At 74.4% G+C, this 19,132-nt stretch carries 8 protein-coding genes; 3 read left to right on the forward strand and 5 right to left on the reverse strand.

The window, feature by feature from the left end; translation table 11 throughout:
• Positions 1-42: 42 nt before the first annotated feature.
• The 4 genes from P696_RS0102930 to P696_RS42855 all read right to left on the reverse strand — a co-directional run bounded on the left by P696_RS0102930 (position 43) and on the right by P696_RS42855 (position 3,872).
• A complete protein-coding gene (locus tag P696_RS0102930) occupies positions 43-1,038 on the reverse strand; it encodes a Gfo/Idh/MocA family protein (protein ID WP_034482769.1) in 996 nt (331 codons plus the stop codon).
• Positions 1,035-1,946 (reverse strand): glucose-1-phosphate thymidylyltransferase RfbA, encoded by a 912-nt coding sequence (gene rfbA, locus P696_RS42850; protein WP_051466663.1) that lies wholly within the window; start codon positions 1,944-1,946, stop codon positions 1,035-1,037. The genes P696_RS0102930 and rfbA overlap by 4 nt, the downstream gene beginning before the upstream one ends.
• Positions 1,947-1,949: 3 nt before the next feature.
• The gene (locus tag P696_RS0102940) at positions 1,950-2,186 is read right to left on the reverse strand and encodes a DUF5988 family protein (protein ID WP_026411162.1); all 237 of its coding nucleotides are present in this window, start codon (positions 2,184-2,186) and stop codon (positions 1,950-1,952) included.
• Between the two features lie 150 nt (positions 2,187-2,336).
• Positions 2,337-3,872, reverse strand: coding sequence for an MFS transporter (locus P696_RS42855; protein WP_051466665.1), 1,536 nt, complete (start codon positions 3,870-3,872; stop codon positions 2,337-2,339).
• Between the two features lie 116 nt (positions 3,873-3,988).
• On the opposite strand from P696_RS42855, the gene P696_RS0102950 reads away from it, so the two are divergent.
• Positions 3,989-4,735 (forward strand): TetR/AcrR family transcriptional regulator, encoded by a 747-nt coding sequence (locus P696_RS0102950; RefSeq protein ID WP_026411163.1) that lies wholly within the window; start codon positions 3,989-3,991, stop codon positions 4,733-4,735.
• Between the two features lie 18 nt (positions 4,736-4,753).
• On the opposite strand, the gene P696_RS42860 is transcribed toward P696_RS0102950, so the two are convergent.
• Complete coding sequence (locus P696_RS42860; RefSeq protein ID WP_051466667.1) at positions 4,754-5,794, reverse strand: alpha/beta hydrolase; 1,041 nt, start codon at positions 5,792-5,794, stop codon at positions 4,754-4,756.
• A gap of 314 nt (positions 5,795-6,108) precedes the next feature.
• Between P696_RS42860 and P696_RS42865 the strand changes: the two genes are divergently transcribed.
• On the forward strand, positions 6,109-12,774 hold the full coding sequence (locus P696_RS42865; protein ID WP_034482770.1) for a type I polyketide synthase: 6,666 nt from the start codon (positions 6,109-6,111) through the stop codon (positions 12,772-12,774).
• 13 nt (positions 12,775-12,787) lie between these two features.
• Complete coding sequence (locus P696_RS0102965; protein WP_026411164.1) at positions 12,788-19,126, forward strand: type I polyketide synthase; 6,339 nt, start codon at positions 12,788-12,790, stop codon at positions 19,124-19,126.
• The last annotated feature ends 6 nt before the right edge of the window (positions 19,127-19,132 follow it).

Consider the following 19,132-nt stretch of genomic DNA (forward strand, 5'->3'; position numbering starts at 1 on the left):
GAGCGTCCGGGCCTTCCTGGCGTTCACCGCACGCGGCCGGAGTCAGAGGACGAACCGGACGGCCTTCTCCTCGACCGCCGCCACCAGCCGGGCCTGGTGCAGGCTGCCCTCGGTCTGCGGGCCGGGCGCCTCGCCATTCCGCACCGCCCGGACGAAGCAGCCGAGCAGGTTCGCGAACTGGTCGTCCGCGCGCAGGGTGATCTCCTCGTAGTGGTCCTGGCGCTCCACGCGGACGACCGGGCGGAACCCCGGCGGCGGCGTGAACGCCCGGTCGATCCACAGGCGGCCCTCGCTCCCGGCGACCTCGCAGGTCGTCCGGTAGGAGTGCGCCATGCCGAAGCGCAGGTCGGCCGTCACGCCCTGCGGGGTGTGCGCGAGGACGCGCCCGGCGACGACCGCGCCCGTCTCCGGGTGGGTGCGCAGGACGGCGGCGGCGACGTCCAGGTCGGGGCCGAGGTAGTGCAGGGCGGCCCGGAGCGGATAGACGCCGATGTCCAGCAGGGCGCCGCCGCCCACGTCGGGCCGGTAGCGGATGTCGCCGTCCGGCAGTGGCGGGATGGTGAACGTGGCGGCGAAGTCGCGCGGCTCGCCGACGGCTCCGTCGGCGAGCAGCTTCGGCAGGGCCGTGTGCTGGGAGTGCGTGGGAAACGCGACGTTCTCCATCAGCACCAGGCCCCGCGTGCGCGCGAGCCGCAGCAGCCGTTCGGTGGTGGCGCGGTCACCGGTCATCGGCTTCTCCGCCAGGACGTGCTTCCCGGCGAGGAGCGCCTGCTCGATCCACTCCGCGTGCAGCATCGCCGGAAGCGGCACGTACACCGCCTCGATCTCGGCGGACGCGAGCAGCGAGTCGTACCCGAGCACGGCCGCGCAGCCGAACCTTTCGGCGAACGCGGCGGCCTTCGCCCGGTCGCGGCTGGCGACGCCCACGAGCCGGACACCGTCCGCCGCGACCAGGACCGGCAGCATGCGCCGCCAGGCGAAGTCCGCGCAGCCGAGCACCCCGAACCGGACCGGCGCGCCGGGATCGGACCTGGTCACGGCCAGTCCATCGCGGCCCGCGCGGACGCCGGGACCTGGTCGTAGGACCGGGCGCAGTCCATCACGTACCGCCCGTACGGCGAGGACGCCATCCGCTCACCCAGCCGGTGGCAGTCCTCGGGGCCGATGAACCCCATGTGCATGGCGATCTCCTCGACGCAGCCGATCCGGGTGCCCTGGCGGCGCTGCACGTCGCGCACGAACAGCGCCGCCTCCAGCAGGGACTCGTGGGTGCCGGTGTCCAGCCAGGTGACGCCCCGGCCGAGCCAGGCCAGGTCGGCCCGTCCCTCGGCGAGGTAGGCGCGCAGCACGTCGGTGATCTCCAGCTCGCCCCGCGCCGAGGGCGTCAGGCGCTTGGCGACGTCCACGACGCCGCCGTCGAAGAAGTACAGGCCCGGGATGGCGAGGTTGGAGCGCGGCTCGTCCGGCTTCTCCTCGATCGCCACGAGACGGCCCTCGTCGTCCACCTCGGCGACGCCGAACCGCTCGGGGTCGGCGACGTGGTGGCCGAACAGCACGCAGCCGTTGAGCCGGGCGGCGCTGCGCCGCAGCAGGGACGGCAGGTTCGCGCCGTGGAAGAGGTTGTCGCCGAGGATCAGCGCGTTGTCCTCGCCCCGGATGTGGTCGGCCCCGACGAGGAAGGCGTCGGCGATCCCGCGCGGCTCGTCCTGCGCGGTGTAGGCGATGGACATGCCCAGGTCCGAGCCGTCCCCGAACAGCCTGCGGAACTGCGGCAGGTCGTCCGGCCGGGAGATGATCAGCACCTCGGAGATCCCGGCGAGCATCAGCATGGACAGCGGGTAGTAGACGACCGGCTTGTCGTAGCACGGGGCCAGCTGCTTGGACCCGACGAACGACAGGGGCTGTAATCGGGTGCCGTTGCCGCCCGCGAGAACGATTCCCCGCATCGCTTACTCGGCGATCCGGGTGCGCATCGTCCAGCGGTACACCGGCGGGCCGGACGGCTCCCGTCCGCCGAGCCCCTCGTCGCGCTCGAAGTGCTCGTACCCGCCGCGGTGTAAGACCTTGATCGTCGTGTCGTCGCCGGCGGAGGCGTGCCGCGCGACCTCCGGCAGGTCGTCAGGGCCGCCGACGAGGACGGCGTCGGTCGCGGCCTGCTGCGTGGCGTCCTGGTTGGGCTTCGTCATCGAAGCGCTCCCCTCGGGGGTCGGATACCTCGATGGTGGTCACCTTTGGCCGGGCCGCGATACCCCTAACGCCGCCCCTGCTTCCGGGGGCGGCGGGGCCGGGGGAGCCGTAGGGGCCCCGGGGGCGGCCCCCCGGGACCCCGGCGGGGCTCAGGCCGACGTGTCGACCTTCTCCTCGGTGGCGGGGGTGGGCTGGGCGGGGTGCCCGTGCAGCACGGTCACCGCCACGACCGCCGCGACCAGCATGCCGATCGCGCCGACGACCGCGGTGGCCGCCATGGCGTCGACGAAGGCGTTCTGCGCGGTGTGCGCCAGCCCCGCGTCGTGCCGGACGGCCGCCGCTCCCAGCGCCTCGCCGATCGAGTCCCGGGCCTTGCCGGTGACGTCGTCGGGCAGCTTGGAGGCGTAGAACGCGGTCAGGACCGACCCGAGGACGGCCACGCTGAGCGCCTGCCCGGTCTGCGAGACCGTGTCGTTGACCGCCGAGCCGACGCCGACGCGCTCGGGCGGCAGCGCGCCCAGCAGCGTGCCGTACGCGGCGGGGCCCACGGTGCCGCTGCCCGCGCCGATCACGATCAGCGACAGCACCAGCTTGGCGTACCCGTCGCCGGGACTCATGATGGCGAGCAGCCCGAAGCCCGCGGCCAGCAGCACCAGCCCGGTGACGATGGCCGCGCGGGCGCCGAACTTCTTGTTGATCACCACGCCGAGCCCGTTGAAGGCGATCGCGCTGACGATCAGCGGGATGAACGCCGCCCCGGTCTTCAGCGGGCTGTAGCCGAGCACGAACTGCATGAACTGGGTGAGCGCGAGCAGCAGCCCGCCGGACGAGAACGCCACCAGCACGAGCGCGAGGCTCGCCCCGGCGAAGTCCCGGTTGCGGAACAGCTTCAGCGGCAGCATCGGGTGCTCGGCGATGTGCTGCCAGAACGCGAACGCGGCCAGCGACACGATCGCGACCACGAACCCGGCGACCGTCCGGACGGCGGACCAGCCGTGCTGCTGGGCGGAGATGATGCTCCAGACCAGCGCGGCCATGCCGAGCGTGGAGAGGGCCGCGCCGCCGAGGTCGGGACGGGTGGCCGGGCCGCGCGTCTCGGGGATGATCAGCAGCGCGGCGATCACGCCGAGGGCGGCGACCGGGATGTTGATCAGGAACACCGAGCCCCACCAGAAGTGCTGGAGCATGACGCCGGCGAGCAGGGGCGCGCCGAGCGCGCCGACCATGAGCACCGCGCTCCAGATCGCGATGGCCTTCTTGCGTTCCTCCTCCTCGAACACCGTGGTGAGGATGGACAGCGTTCCCGGCATGAGGAACGCGGCTCCCGCGCCCATGAGGGCCCGGGAGGCGATGAGCTGGCCGGTCGTCGACGCGTACGCGGTGGGGATCGAGGCGCCGCCGAACAGCACCAGCCCGATGACGAGGCAGAGCCGCCGGCCGTAGCGGTCGGACAGCGCGCCCGCCGCGAGTAGCAGCCCGGCGAACACCACGATGTAGGCGTCCAGGACCCACTGGACGTCGGCGATGCTCGTGTGCAGCTCGCGGATCAGCGAGGGGATCGCGACCGTGAGCACCGCGTTGTCGATGACGACCACGAACAGGGCCAGGCACAGGACTCCGAGGATCCACCAGCGACGTGGATCGGGGGCCGGCGCGGCCGCTGCTTCAGCCTGAGGGGACGACATGGGAGCCCTTCCGCTCGTACGCTGTTAAGTTCTCGAACACTGTACCAGGATAGTACGCCATGCGATATGCTCTAACCTGGGGAAGCACATTGATCTGATCTTGAGTGAGGACGGGGATGTCGCCGAACACCGATCCGATCGCCGCCTCGGTGTGGATGCGTCCGCCGCCGAAGCCGCGCCGCGACGCGCCCACGCTGAGCCGCGACCAGATCGTGGCCGCCGCGATCGAGCTGCTCGACGCCGACGGCCTGGACGGCATGAGCATGCGCCGCCTCGGCACCAGGCTGGGCGCCGGGGCGACGTCCGCCTACTGGTACGTCGCCAACAAGGACGAGCTGCTCGAGCTGGCCATGGACGAGGTCATGGGCGAGGTCGAGATCCCCGACCCGGCCGAGGTCGGCTGGCGGGAGGCGACGGCGGCCTGCGCGCGCGAGTACCGCGCCGCGATCCTGCGCCACCCGTGGATGATCGGCCTGCTCGGCGTGCTGCCCGCGATCGGCCCCAACGCGCTGCGGATGGGCGACCGCATGGTCGCGGCGCTGGCCGCCGCCGGGTTCCGCGGGGGCGACCTGGTCTTCGCGAGCTCGATGCTGTCGTCCTACACCGTCGGCTCGTCGATGAGCGAGGTGGCGATGCGCAACGTCTCCGGCCGCGCGGGCAAGAGCCCGCACGAGCTGGTGGCGGAGCTGGAGCCTTACATCAGGAGCCATGAGTCCGACTTCCACAGCTACGTCGGCCTGTGGTCCGACAACAAGGGCATGGACGTGGACAAGCTCCAGGAGCACGGCTTCGACTTCGGGCTGTCCCGCCTGCTCGACGGCCTGGAGACGTGGCGGGACCGGACCGGAGCCCGGCCCGCCTAGCCCGCCGGGTGGGAGCCGTCAGCCGAAGTTCTGCTGGAGCCAGCCGAGCATGACGGCGTCGGTGGCCGGTGCCGTCGTGGCCAGCGCGAGGCTGTGCCCGGTGTCCGGGATCATCCGGACGGTGAGGTGCGACTCGGGCCGGTAGTACTGCCCCTCCGAGGCCCGGACGCTGTCCGGGTCGGCGCAGTCGTAGAGGGTGACGTTCACGCACTGGCCGCGGTCCCGCATCCCCGACACCAGCAGGACCGGGACGGTGAAGTCCATCGGCGTCGGCAGGGGCGGGCTCGCCGCCAGGGGCGCGACGTCCTTCTCGGCCTCGTCCGCGGCGAGGACCTGCGGGTCCGTCGTCTCGGGGGAGTAGAAGAAGTCCCGCATGCCGGGCTTGGTCGTGACGTAGCCGTTGTCGAGGCCGGAGGCCGCGAACTTCGGGTCCTGGACGGCGGGGTAGATCGTCGAGCCCCCGTCAGGGTTGATCCCGTGCAGCGCGCCGGTCAGCACCGCGGCGTCCACGTCCCGGTAGCGCGACATCTCGTACATCCCGGTGAACGAGCCGTAGGAGTGGCCCACCCACGCGACGCGGCTGAACGCGTGGCCGTCGAGCGCGCCCGAGCGGAGCGCGGTGACGACGTCGTGCATCGCGACGGCGCCCGCGCCCAGGTCGAGCTGGGAGCTCGGCGGATGCGAGCTGGCGCCGTTGCCGATCCGGTCGACGTTGAAGGTGGCGTAGCCCGCGCCGACCGCCGCGCGAAGGTAGGAGTACTGGCCGTTCCCGACAGGGAAGTCCCAGTAGAGGTGGTTGTAGGTGGAGCCGTGCACCAGCAGCTGGACGCGGGACGGGCGGGCCGCGCCCGGATAGCACAGCTGCCCCCACAGGGTCTGGTCGGCCGGTCCCGGGTCGGCGATGCGCACGTTCAGCCGGTACGTGGTGCAGCCGGGCCCGCCTCCGGCCCGCGCCGGACGGGCCAGGGCGGGCAGGAGCAGGGCGGCGAGCGTTCCGCAGGCGAGCGCGAACGCGAGGATCGGGCGGACGAGATGGGGGGCTCTCGCCGGTGTCGTCATCGGGGCACCTTCCCTAGGGTTCGCCGCCCGATGATTCGCCCCTTTTGTCTGGCGCGGTACCCGTAGCCACCCCCTGCTCCCGACCACCCCTACTCGCGTCCGGCCACCGCTCCCACCGCCGTCCGCCTTCGCGTCCACCGCCGTCCGCCTCCGCCTCCACCGCCGTCCGCGGCGGCGCCCGCCGCACGTTTGGCGGGCCTTTAGCGGGCCGTCGAATGATGGCGGGCACCGAGACGAGAGCGACGTCCACGCCCGGGGGGTACTCTCCATGACCGCTCAGGACCACGCGTTGCCCGACCTCCGTGCCTCGCGCGATGGGTAGCGCCGCGCCGGTCGCGGTCGTCGGCCTCTCCTGCCGCCTGCCGCACGCTCCCGACCCGGCCGCGTTCTGGCGGCTGCTGCGCCTCGGCGAGAGCGCGGTCACGACCATGCCGTCCGACCGCGTCCGCGCGCCCGCGGGCGGTGGCCCGGCGCGGAGCTGGCCCGGGGGCTTCCTGGACGACGTGGCGTCGTTCGACGCGGACTTCTTCGGCATCTCGCCGCGCGAGGCCGTGGCGATGGACCCGCAGCAGCGCCTCATGCTGGAGCTGACCTGGGAGGCGCTGGAGGACGCGGGCATCCGCCCGCCGTCACTGGCCGGAAGCGACACCGGCGTGTTCGTCAGCGCGATCTGGGACGACTACGCCGCGGTGCTGCGCCGCTCCGACCTGGACGGAAGCGCCCGGCACGCCATGACCGGCGTGCACCGGAGCATCATCGCCAACCGCGTCTCCCACAAGTTCGACCTGCGCGGCCCGAGCCTGCACATCGACACCGCGCAGTCCTCGTCGCTGGTCGCGGTGCACACCGCCGCCGAGAGCCTGCGGCGCGGAGAGTGCTCGGTCGCCCTGGCGGGCGGCGTCAACCTGATCCTCGCCGAGGACAGCATGGAGATGGCCGAGCGGTTCGGCGGCCTGTCCCCGGACGGCCTGTGCCACACCTTCGACGCCCGCGCCAACGGCTTCGTCCGGGGCGAGGGCGGGGGAGCGGTGGTGCTGAAGCCGCTCGCCGCCGCGCTGCGCGACGGTGACCCGGTGTACTGCGTGATCCTCGGCGGCGCGGTGAACAACGACGGCAACACCGACGCGCTGACCGTGCCCAGCCCGGCCGCGCAGGAACGCGTGCTCCGGGAGGCGTACCGGGCCGCCGACGTGCCGATATCGGACGTCCAGTACGTCGAGCTGCACGGCAGCGGCACCCCGGTGGGCGACCCGGTGGAGGCGGCGGCGCTCGGCGCGGTCATCGGCGCGGACCGTCCCGCCGGCGCGCCGCTGCCGGTCGGCTCGGTCAAGACCAACCTCGGGCACCTGGAGGGCGCGGGCGGCGTCGCGGGACTGATCAAGACCGCGCTGAGCCTGAGGCACGGGGAACTGCCGCCGAGCCTCAACTTCCGTTCCCCGAACCCGCGCATCCCCCTCGACCGGCTCGGGCTGCGGGTGCAGGACCGTCTGACCGGCTGGCCGAACCCGGACCGTCCGCTGCTCGCAGGGGTCAGCTCGTTCGGCATGGGCGGGACGAACTGTCATCTCGTCCTCGCCCAGGCGCCCGAACCGGTCGCGGACGAGCCTCCTCCCGCGACGACGGCCGAGGACGACATCCCCTGGGCGCTGTCGGCGGCGAGCCCGGAAGCGCTGTCGGCGCAGGCCGGGCGCTTGCGCCGACACCTCGCGAACCGTCCCGGCGAGTCGTCCGTGGACGTCGGCTACTCGCTCGGCACGACGCGTTCCGCCTTCGGCCACCGCGCTGTGGTCTTCGGCGCGGACATCGAGGAGCGCCTCGACCGGCTGGCCGTGCTGGAAACGGGCGACGGCGACCCCGCCGGGTTGGTTCTGGGCCGTGAAGGAGACGGCCGGGTGGCCGTCCTCCTCGGCGGCGAAGCCGGGTTGCGCGCGGGGATGGGCCGGTCCCTGTACGCGACGCACCCCTGCTTCGCCGAAGCGCTGGACGAAGTGTGGGCCGCGCTCGACCACCATCTCGACCGTCCGGTGAGCGAGGTCGCCTTCGCTGAGGACGGCCCGCTCGACCAGTCGCCCTACGCCGAAGCCGCAACGTTCGCCCTCGATGTGGCGCTGTACCGGCTGGCCGCGTCGTGGGGGCTCGACACCGACCACGTCGTCGGCCATGGGGCCGGGGACATCGCGGCCGCCCACGTCACGGGCTCTCTCTCGCTCGCGGACGCGTGCGAGCGCGTGGTCTCCGGCTCGCAGGACGCACGGGAGTCACTGGACGCCAGGTTGGCGGCTCTGCCGGATGCCGAGGTCGTCCTCGTCCTCGGGCCGGACGAACCGCTCGCCGCCCTCGCCCGCGAACACCTGGCGACGCGGACGGGCACGGACCGTCCCGAGCCCTTCGTCGTCGAAGCGCTGCGAAGCGACCGGCCGGAAACCGTCACGTTCGCCGCCGCGATGGCCGAACTCCATGTGCGGGGCACCGACCTGGACTGGGAGAAGGTGTTCGCCGGCCGGGGAGGCCGGCGTGTGGCCCTCCCGACCTACGCCTTCCAGCGCAGCCGGTACTGGCCTGTGGCCGCGCCCGAACCGAGGATCGAGGTCGCGCGCGTCCCGCCGCCGCCCCCGCCGGACTCGCCGTTCACCCGCCGCCTCGCCGAGCTGGACGGCCCGGACCGCGACCGGCTGCTGCTGGAGACCGTCCTGGCGGACGTCGCGAACGTCCTCGGCCACGCCACGCCCGCAGCCGTCGATCCCGGCCTGACCTTCAAACAACTCGGCTTCGACTCGATCGCGGGCACCGAACTCGCTCAGCGGCTCGGCGCGGCGACCGGCCTTTCGCTGGCCACGACGCTCACCTTCGACCACCCGACTCCGAACGCCGTCGTCGGGCACCTGAGCGAACGGGCACTCCACGCACCGGCCGCCGCACCGCTCCAGAACGGTCGTGCCCTGGCCGACGACCCGGTGGTCATCGTCGGGATGGCGTGCCGCTTCCCCGGCGGCGTGGAGTCACCGGAAGAGCTCTGGGACCTGGTCGCGGGCGGTGTGGACGCGGTCGGCGAGTTCCCCGGCAACCGCTCGTGGGATCTCGGCGGCCTGTTCGACGGGGACACCGCCCACTCGGGCCGGAGCCACGCCCGTTCGGGCGGCTTCCTGCACGACGCGGACCTGTTCGACGCGGGGTTCTTCGGGATCAGCCCGCGCGAGGCGCTGGCGATGGACCCGCAGCAGAGGTTGCTGCTGGAGACGGCCTGGCAGGCGTTCGAACGCGCGGGCATCGACGCGGGCTCGCTCCGGAGCAGCCCGACCGGCGTGTTCGTCGGCGCGACGACCCAGGACTACGGACCGCGCATGCACGAGCCGTCGCGGGACCTCGACGGCCAGGTCCTGACCGGCACGGCGCCCAGCGTGATGGCGGGACGCGTCGCCTTCACGTTCGGCCTGGAGGGCCCGGCGATGACGGTGGACACGGCGTGCTCGTCGTCCCTGGTCGCGATGCACCTGGCGAGCCAGTCGCTCCGCCAGGGCGAATGCACGCTGGCCCTGGCGGGCGGCGTGACGGTGATGGCCACCCCGGGAATGTTCGTCGAGTTCTCGCGGCAGCGGGGCTTGTCGGCGGACGGTCGCTGTAAGGCGTTCTCGGCTTCGGCGGACGGCACTGGTTGGGCCGAGGGTGTGGGGCTGGTGGTGTTGGAGCGGCTGTCGGACGCGCAGCGTAACGGTCATCGTGTTCTGGCGGTGGTGCGTGGTTCGGCGATCAATCAGGACGGCGCGAGTAACGGTCTGACCGCGCCGAACGGGCCGTCGCAGGAGCGGGTGATCGGTGCGGCGCTGGCCAATGCCGGGTTGACGACGTCGGACATCGATGTGGTTGAGGCTCATGGGACCGGGACGGCACTGGGTGATCCGATCGAGGCGAACGCGTTGCTGGCCACCTATGGCAAGGGTCGTTCTGAGGATCGTCCGTTGTGGCTTGGCTCGGTGAAGTCGAATCTCGGTCATACGCAGGCGGCTGCGGGTGTCGCTGGTGTGATCAAGATGGTCATGGCCATGCGGAACGGCATGTTCCCCGCGACCCTGCATGTGGACGAGCCGTCACCGCACGTCGATTGGTCGTCGGGGGGCGTCCGGTTGCTGACTGAACCGGTGGACTGGTCTCAGAACGGCCACCCGCGCCGCGCGGGCGTCTCCTCCTTCGGGATCTCCGGAACCAACGCCCACCTCATCCTCGAAGCCGCCCCGGACGTCCGCGCGACCGAGCAGGAGATCGGGCCGTGGGTAGTGTCGGCGAAGTCGCCGGAGGCGCTGCGCGCCCAGGCCGAGCGGCTCGCCGAGCACCTGACGGCCCGTCCCGGGCTCACCCCCGGCGAGGTCGGGTGGTCGCTGATCCGGACCCGGGCCGTCTTCGAGTATCGCGCGGTGGTGCTCGGCGACGACCGGAACCGCCTGCTCGCAGAGCTCACCGCGCTGGCGGACGACCGGCCCGACGCCGACGTGGTCACCGGCGTCGCGGGCACTGCGGGCCCGGGGCCCGTCCTGGTGTTCCCGGGTCAGGGTTCGCAGTGGGTCGGGATGGGTGCTGAGCTTCTGGACGAGTCGCCGGTGTTCGCCGCGCGTATGGCCGAGTGCGAGCAGGCCCTCGCGCCGCACGTGGACTGGTCACTGATCGAGGTGATCCGCAGCGACGGCTCTGAACTGTCACGGGTGGACGTCGTCCAGCCCGTCCTCTGGGCCGTGATGGTGTCACTGGCGGCCGTCTGGGCCGATTACGGCGTGAAGCCCGCCGCCGTCGTCGGGCACAGTCAGGGTGAGATCGCCGCCGCGTGCGTCGCCGGAGCACTGTCGATCGAGGACGCCGCCCGGGTGGTCGCGGTGCGGAGCCGGGTGCTGCGGCGGCTGGCGGGCGGCGGCGCGATGGCGTCCCTCGGCGTCGGCGCGGAGCAGGCCGAGGCGCTGCTCGGCGACGGCGTGACCGTGGCGGCGGTCAACGGTCCGATGTCGACGGTGATCTCGGGCCCGCCCGAACCGGTGGCGGCCGTGGTGGCCGCCGCGCGGGAGCAGGGACTGCGCGCCCGGATGATCGACGTCGACTACGCCTCGCACGGCCCGCAGGTCGACGAGATCACCGGCGAGCTGACCGAGGCCCTCGCCGGGATCACGGCGAGCGCCGCGCCGGTTCCGTTCTACTCCACCGTCACCGGCCGGCGGATCGACACCGCGAGCCTGGACACCGGCTACTGGGTGACCAACCTGCGTCGGCCCGTCCGCTTCGCCGACGCCGTGGACACCCTGCTGGCGGACGGTTTCCGCGTCTTCGTCGAGTCCAGCCCGAACCCGGTCCTGACGATGGGGATCGAGGAGTGCGCCGAGCGGGCGGAGGCGCGCGCCGCCGCGCTGCCGACGATCCGGCGCGACCAGGGCGGATCCGGACAGGTGCTCCGCGCGCTGGCGGGAGCGTTCACCGCCGGGGTCGCGGTCGACTGGAGCCGTTGTTTCCCCGCGGATCCCGCGCCCGCCGTCGTCGACCTGCCCACCTACGCCTTCCAGCGGGCGCGGTACTGGCACGCGTCCGGGAACGGCGCCGTCGACGCGGCGGACCTCGGTCTCGGTTCGACCGGCCATCCGGTGCTGGGGGCCGCCGTGGAACCGGTCGAAGGGGACGGCCGCGCCCTCACCGGCAGGGTGTCGCGGCGACGGCAACCGTGGCTGGCCGACCACGTCATCGGCGGCGCCATGCTCGTCCCGGGCGCGGCCCAGCTGGAAATGGTCCTGCGGGCGGCCGACGAGGTCGGCTGCGCCGGGGTCGAGGAGCTGGTCCTCCGGTCGCCTCTGGTGGTCCCCGAACCGGACGGCCTGAACGTCCAGGTCGTGGTCGGCGCGGCAGGCGAGGACGGACGCCGCGAGGTGGGCGTGTACTCCCGCGCGGCCGACGGATGGATCCACCACGCGGCCGGTGTGCTGCGCGCCGATCCCGCCGTCCCGGGCGAGCCGCCGAAGGCATGGCCGCCCGCCGGGGGCGAACCCGTCGAGCTCGGCCGCTTCTACGAGGAGGCGGCCGTCGCGGGCTACGGCTACGGGCCGGGCTTCCAGGGCATGCGGGCGGTCTGGCGGGACGGCGCCGAGCTCTTCGCCGAGATCGACCTGCCGCGGGGCGTCGACGCCTCCGGTGGGTTCGGCGTCCACCCGGCCCTGCTGGACGCCGCGCTGCACCCGCTCCTGCTCGGCCGCCTCCACGACGAACCCGGTGACGGCGAGTCCGGTGACGGCGAGCCGGGTGACGGCGGGGTCTGGCTGCCGTTCATCTGGAGCGACGTGACGCTGCACGCCGTGGGCGCCGAGACGGTCCGCGTGCGGCTCTCGCCGCTCGGCGACGCGCTCGACCAGGGCGTCCGGGTGAACCTCACCGACCCGGCGGGCGGGCCGGTGCTCGACGCCGAGGTGTTGCTGCGGCGGGCGCACGGCGAGCGGCTCCGCGAGGCGGCCGAGCGCGTCCGGTCCGGAACGTCCGGCGACGCGGACGTGGTCCGGAGGCCGTCCGCGGCGTCCGCTCCCACAGGGCGGGGCCCGGACCTCGCGGACCGGCTCGCCGCGCTCACCGCCGACGAGCGCCGCCGCACGCTGCTCGGCCTGGTGCGCGGGCATTCGGCCGCCGTGCTGGGGTTCCCGGACCCGGACGAAGTGCGGCCCGACGCCACGTTCACCGAGCTGGGCCTCGGCTCGGTGATGGCCGTCGAGCTGCGTGACCGGCTCTCCGAGGCGAGCGGGCTGGTGCTGCCGACCGGGCTGATCTTCGGGCATCCCACGCCGCAGGACGTCGCCGCCGAGCTGCTGCGGCGGCTGAGGCCCGAGGACACCGGCCGGGGCCGCGCCGTCGCCGGTCCTCCGCGAGGCGACGAGCCGGGCGAGGACGACGACGCCGTGGACCGGCTGCGGTCGGCGTCCGCCGAGCAGGTCCTGGACTTCATCGACAACGAGCTTGGAGTCTCCTGAATGGTGATGCGCCATGGCGAATGAGGAGAGGCTGGTCGACTACCTCAAGAAGGTCGCGGCCGAACTGCACGAGACCCGCCGCCGCCTGCGCCAGGTCGAGGAGCGGTCCGCCGAGCCGATCGCCGTCGTGGGGATGGCCTGCCGCTTCCCGGGCGGGGCCGACTCGCCGGAGGCGCTGTGGCGGCTGGTCGCGGACGGCGAGGACGCGCTCACCGGGTTCCCCGCCGACCGGGGCTGGGACCTGGACGGCCTGTTCCACTCCGACCCCGACCACCACGGCACCAGCTACCTGCGGCGCGGCGGGTTCGTCCGGGACGCCGACCGGTTCGACGCCGAGTTCTTCGGGATCAGCCCGCGCGAGGCGCTGGCGATGGACCCGCAGCAGCGGGTGATGCTCGAGACGTCCTGGGAGCTGTTCGAGCGGGCCGGGATCGACCCGGCGTCCCTGCGCGGCACCCGGACGGGCGTGTACGCGGGTATGTCCGGCGAGGACTACCTGTCCGGGCTGCCGCGCGTCCCGGAGGGGCTGGAGGGGCACGCGACGACCGGCCGCAGCACGGCCGTGATCTCCGGGCGGGTGGCCTACACGTTCGGGCTGGAGGGGCCCGCGATGACGGTCGACACCGCGTGCTCGGCGTCCCTGGTGGCGATCCACCTGGCGTGCCGGGCGCTGCGGGCGGACGACTGCGCGCTCGCGCTGGCGGGCGGGGTGCTGGTGCTGTCCACCCCCGCCCTGTTCACCGAGTTCTCCCGGCAGCGCGGGCTCGCGGCCGACGGACGCTGCAAGCCGTTCGCCGCGTCGGCGGACGGGACGGTCTTCGCCGAGGGCGCGGGCCTGCTCCTGCTGGAGCGGCTCTCGGACGCGCGCCGCAACGGGCGGCGCGTCCTGGCCGTGATCCGGGGGTCGGCGGTGAACCAGGACGGCGCGAGCAACGGCCTGACCGCGCCCAACGACCTCGCGCAGGAGGAGGTGATCCGCCGCGCGCTCGCCGACGCGGGCCTGACGGCCGCCGACGTGGACGCGGTGGAGGCGCACGGCACCGGGACCCGGCTCGGCGACCCGATCGAGGCGCAGGCGCTCCTCGCCACCTACGGCCGGGACCGCCCGGAGGACCGCCCGCTCTGGATCCGGTCGGTCAAGGCCAACATCGGGCACACCGTCGCGGCGGCGGGCGCGGCGGGCCTGATCAACATGGTGATGGCGATGCGGGCGGGCGAGCTGCCCGCCTCACCGCACGCCGACGAGCCGACCCCGTACGTCGACTGGGACTCCGGCGGCGTCCGGCTGCTCACCGGGACCGTGCCGTGGCCGCGCGGCGACCGTCCCCGGCGCGCGGCCGTCTCCTCGTTCGCGATCTCCGGGACGAACGCGCACGTCATCGTCGAGGAGCCCCCAGAGGAACCCGCGCCCGAACCGGGGCGTCCGGCCCCCGCCGTCGTCCCGTGGGTGCTGTCGGGCCGGAGCGCGGCGGCGCTGCGCGGACAGGCGCGCAGGCTGGCGGAGTTCCAGCCGGAGGACGCGACCGAGGCGGACGTCGGCTGGACCCTCGCGACGGCCCGCGCGGCGTTCGAGCACCGCGCCGTGGTCGTTGGCGACGACAAACGGGCGGCCCTGTCGGCGCTCGCCGCGGGCGAAGCCCACCCCCGCGTCGTCGAGGGACGCGTCGTCGGAGAGGAATCCGTGCTGGTGTTCCCCGGCCAGGGCTCGCAGTGGGCCGGGATGGGCGCGGAACTCCTGGACGAGTCGCCGGTCTTCGCCGCGCGCGTCGCCGAATGCGAGCAGGCCCTGGCCCCGCATGTGGACTGGTCGCTGACCGGCGTGTTGCGCGGCGACGGGACCGGCCTGGACCGCGTGGACGTGGTGCAACCCGCGCTGTGGGCGGTGATGGTGTCGCTCGCCGCCGTGTGGGAGCACCATGGCGTCCGTCCGGCGGCGGTCGTCGGGCACAGCCAGGGGGAGATCGCCGCGGCCTGCGTCGCCGGAATCCTCTCCCTGGACGACGCCGCGAAGGTCGTGGCCGTCCGCGCGAAGGCGCTGCGGCGGCTGTCGGGGTCGGGCGCGATGGCGTCCGTCGGCGCGTCGGCCGACGAGGTCGCCGGGCTCCTGACCGGGGGCGTCGCGATCGCGGCCTCCAACGGGCCGCGATCGACCGTCGTCTCGGGCTCCCCGGCGGACGTGGCCGCCGTGGTCGAGGCCGCGCGCGGGCGGGACCTGCGGGCGCGGCCGATCGAGGTGGACTACGCCTCGCACGGCCACCAGGTCGACCAGATCGCGGACGAACTGACCGCCGCGCTGGCGGGCCTCACGCCCCAGGGCTCGGAGGTGGGCTTCTACTCGACCGTGACCGGCGCGCGGACCGACGGCGCCTCGCTCGACGCCGCTTACTGGGTCGCCAACCTGCGCCGTCCCGTCCGGTTCGCCGACACCGTGCGGACGCTGCTCGGCGACGGGTACCGCGTGTTCGTCGAGGCCAGCCCGCATCCGGTGCTGACGGTCGGGATGGAGGAGACGTTCGAGGCCGCCGATCGCACCGCCGCCGCCGTCCCGACGCTGCGCCGGGACGAGGGCGGGCTTACCCGGGTCGTCCGGTCGCTCGGCGAGGCCTTCGCGGCCGGTGCCCCGGTGGACTGGTCGTCCTGGTTCCCCGCCGATCCGCCGCCCCGGACCGTGGACCTGCCGACCTACGCGTTCCAGCGCACGCGGTACTGGCTCGCCGACCGCGCGGACCCCCGGACGGGAACCGCGTCGGACCATCCCCACCTGCCGGTGTCGGTCGCGCTCGCCGACGGCGGACGGATGCTCACCGGCGCCCTGCCGGCGTCGGGCGGCGGCTGGACGGCGCAGCACAAGGTCGCGGGCGCCGCGCTGGTGCCCGGCACGGCGCTGCTGGAGTGGGTCCTGCGGGCCGCCGACGAGGTCGGCTGCGCGACCGTGGACGAGCTGACCCTGCACGAGCCCGCGTTCCTCGCCGGGACGCGCCCCCTGAACCTCCAGGTGCTCGTCGATCCGCCCGGCGAGGACGGCCGCCGGGAGGCGCGCGTGTACTCGGGCCTCGACGGGGCGGACTGGACCCATCACGCCACCGCCGTCCTGGCCCCGGAACCGCGAGGGCAGGTGGGCGAGGGGCCGTGGCCGCCCACCGACGCCGAGCCGGTCCCCATCGACGACTTCTACGATCGCGCCGCGGCGGCGGGCTATGACTACGGAGCGGCGTTCCGCGGGCTCCGCGCCGTGTGGCGGCAGGGCCCCGACCTGCTGGCCGAGGTGAGCCTGCCGGACGCCGCCGGTGAGGCCGGGAGCTTCGGCCTGCACCCGGCCCTGCTGGATGCGGCGGTGCAGCCGATCCTGCTCACCGGCCCCCTCGACACCGGCCGGACGCTGCTGCCGTTCGCCTGGTCAGGCGTGACGCTGCACTCCGTCGGCGCGACGGCCGTCCGCGTGCGGATCTCGCCGCGCGGCGAACGGCCCGAGGACGGCGTGCGGATCGGCGTCGCCGATCCGGTGGGCGCTCCCGTGCTGAGCGTGGAGTCGCTCGTGCTCCGACCGACGAGCGCGGAACGGCTGCGGCGCGTCCCCGACGGCCTGTTCGCGGTGGAGTGGACGCCCCTGCCGGAACCGGCCGCCCGGCCCGACGGGGCCGACGGGGCCGACGGGGCCGACCTCGAAACGGTCACCGTCGAGCACCTGGACACCACGGGCGGCCCCGCGGCGGTCGACCGGGCGCTCGCCCTGCTCCAGGACTGGCTGGGCGCGTCCCGGCCGTCCGGATCGCAGCTGGTCCTGGTGACGCGGGGAGCGGTCGCGGCCGACGATCCCGACCTGGGCGGCGCGGCGGTGTGGGGGCTGGTCCGCAGCGCGCAGTCGGAGAACCCCGGCCGGTTCGTCCTGGCCGACATCGAAAACGGCGCGGACGGCGGGGACGTCGAGCGGGCCGTCCGGTGGGCGGTGGCCGCGGGCGAGCCGCAGGTCGCGGTGCGCGGCGGCCGGGTGCTCGTGCCGCGCATGGTCGCCGCCGCCGAGCCCGTGGAGCTCGCGCCCCCGGCGGGCGAACGGGCCTGGCGGCTCGCCGAGGCGGCGGACGCGACACTCGACGGCGTGGCGGCCGTGCCGTGCCCCGAGGTCCTGGAGCCGCTCGGGCCCGGCCGGGTCCGCGTCGCCGTGCGCGCGGCCGGGATCAACTTCAAGGACGTCCTGATCGCGCTCGGCATGGACCCCGACTCCGGCCTGGGCAGCGAGGGCGCGGGCGTGGTGCTGGACACCGGGCCCGGCGTGACCGGTCTCGCGCGCGGCGACCGCGTAATGGGCCTGTTCCGCGGCGCGTTCGGCCCGTACGCGGTCGCCGACGCCCGGACGCTCATCCCCATTCCGGACGGATGGGACTACCGGCGCGCGGCGGCGACGCCGGTCGCGTTCCTCACCGCCTGGTACGGCCTGGTGGACCTGGCCGGGCTGCGGCCGGGGAAGCGTGTGCTGATCCACGCGGCGACCGGCGGGGTCGGGAGGGCGGCGGTGCAGATCGCCCGCCACCTCGGCGCGGAGGTGTTCGCGACGGCCGGTCCCGGCAAGGCGGAGATCCTCGCGGAGATGGGGATCGACGAGGAGCACCGCGCGTCGTCCCGGGACGCGGGCTTCGAGGACGCCTTCCGCCGGGCGACCGGCGGCGACGGCGTGGACGCGGTCCTGAACAGCCTGACCGGCGAGCTCACCGACGCCTCGCTGCGCCTGCTGCGACCCGGCGGCCGGTTCGTCGAGATGGGCAAGACCGACGTCCGCGACCCGAACGACCACCCGGACATCACCTACACGGCGTTCCAGCTGCTCGACCATGCCGGGCCTGAGCGGATCGGCGCGATGCTCGGCACGCTCACCGGCCTGTTCGCCGACGGGACGCTGTGCTCGCTGCCCCTGCGGACCTGGCCGCTCGGCCGCGCCCGCGAGGCGTTCCGGTTCATGAGCCAGGCACGGCACACCGGCAAGCTCGTGCTGGACGTCCCCGCCGCCACCGACCCGGACGGCACCGTGCTCATCACCGGCGGCACCGGCACGATCGGCGCGGCGGTGGCCGAGCACCTGGCGCGCACGCGCCAGGCCGGGCGGCTCCTCCTGGTCAGCCGCCACGGCCCGGACGCGCCCGGCGCGCCGGAGCTGCTCGCGCGGCTGGAGGGCCTGGGCGTCGAAGCGCGGGCCGTCGCGGCCGACGTCGCCGACCGGGACGCCGTCCGGGACCTGGTCGCGAGCGTCGATCCGGCGCGTCCGCTGACCGGGGTCGTCCATGCCGCCGGGGCGCTGGACGACGCGATGGTCCGCTCGCTCACCCCCGCGCACGTCCGGCGGGTCTGGGCGGCCAAGGCGGACGGCGCGCGCCACCTGCACGAGGCCACCGCGCACCTGCCGCTCGGCATGTTCGCCGTCTTCTCCTCCTTCGCCGGGACGCTCGGCACGCTCGCGCAGGCGAACTACGCGGCGGCCAACGCCTACCTCGACGCCCTGGCCGCCCACCGGCGCGCCGCCGGGCTCGCCGGAGTGTCGATCGCGTGGGGGCTGTGGGCGGAGACCAGCGGGCTGACCGGCGGGCTCACCGACGCCGATCTGGCCCGGTTCGGCAGGTTCGGCATCAAGGCCCTCCCCACCGACGAGGGCCTGGCGCTGTTCGACGCCGCCCGCCGCGACGGACGGCCCGCGCTCGTCGCTCTCGGCTTCGACGCTAGCGCCCTGGCGGGCCGTCCCGCCGCCGAGCTGCCCGCGCCGCTGCGCGACTTCGCCGTGCCCGCCGCCCGGCCGCGCCGCGCGGCGGCGTCCGCCGCGCCACCGGACGACTGGTCCGCGCGGCTGCGCGGCATGGCTCCGCCGGAACGGCGCAAGGCGCTGGTCGGCCTCGTCCGGAACCAGGCGGCGACCGTGCTCGGCCACGCCGACCGCGCGGCCGTCCCCGCGGGCGCCTCGTTCAGGTCCCTCGGGTTCGACTCCCTCACCGCCGTCGAGCTGCGCAACCGGCTCGCCGCCGCGACGGGCCTGCGGCTGCACTCCGCGCTCGTCTTCGACTACCCGGAGGCCACCGTGCTCGCCGACCACCTGCTGGAACGGCTCGCCCCAGGCGACGCGGACGCCCCGCCCGAGGCCCCCGACCCGGCGCTCGCCGACCTGGACCGGCTGGAACGCGCGCTGACCTCGGCCTCTGGTCTGGACGCCGACGCGGTCGCCGCCCGCCTGGAAGCGCTCCTGTCCCGCCTGCGGAGCCGCGGCAGCCGCGACACCAGCGGTGGCACCGGTGACGACGCGGCGGCGGAGCGGCTGCGCACGGCCGACGCCGGGCAGATCCTCGACTTCATCGACAACGAGCTGGGCGTGTGATCCGGA

It is taken from the genome of Actinomadura oligospora ATCC 43269 (genome assembly GCF_000518265.1).
GTDB lineage: Bacteria > Actinomycetota > Actinomycetes > Streptosporangiales > Streptosporangiaceae > Spirillospora > Spirillospora oligospora.

Coding starts and splice junctions, on each gene's coding strand:
- P696_RS0102965 (WP_026411164.1), top strand. CDS start 12,788: ATGGCGAATGAGGAGAGGCTGGTCGACTACCTCAAGAAGGTCGCGGCC.
- P696_RS42860 (WP_051466667.1), bottom strand. CDS start 5,794: ATGACGACACCGGCGAGAGCCCCCCATCTCGTCCGCCCGATCCTCGCG.
- P696_RS42865 (WP_034482770.1), top strand. CDS start 6,109: ATGGGTAGCGCCGCGCCGGTCGCGGTCGTCGGCCTCTCCTGCCGCCTG.
- P696_RS42855 (WP_051466665.1), bottom strand. CDS start 3,872: ATGTCGTCCCCTCAGGCTGAAGCAGCGGCCGCGCCGGCCCCCGATCCA.
- P696_RS0102940 (WP_026411162.1), bottom strand. CDS start 2,186: ATGACGAAGCCCAACCAGGACGCCACGCAGCAGGCCGCGACCGACGCC.
- P696_RS0102950 (WP_026411163.1), top strand. CDS start 3,989: ATGTCGCCGAACACCGATCCGATCGCCGCCTCGGTGTGGATGCGTCCG.
- rfbA (WP_051466663.1), bottom strand. CDS start 1,946: ATGCGGGGAATCGTTCTCGCGGGCGGCAACGGCACCCGATTACAGCCC.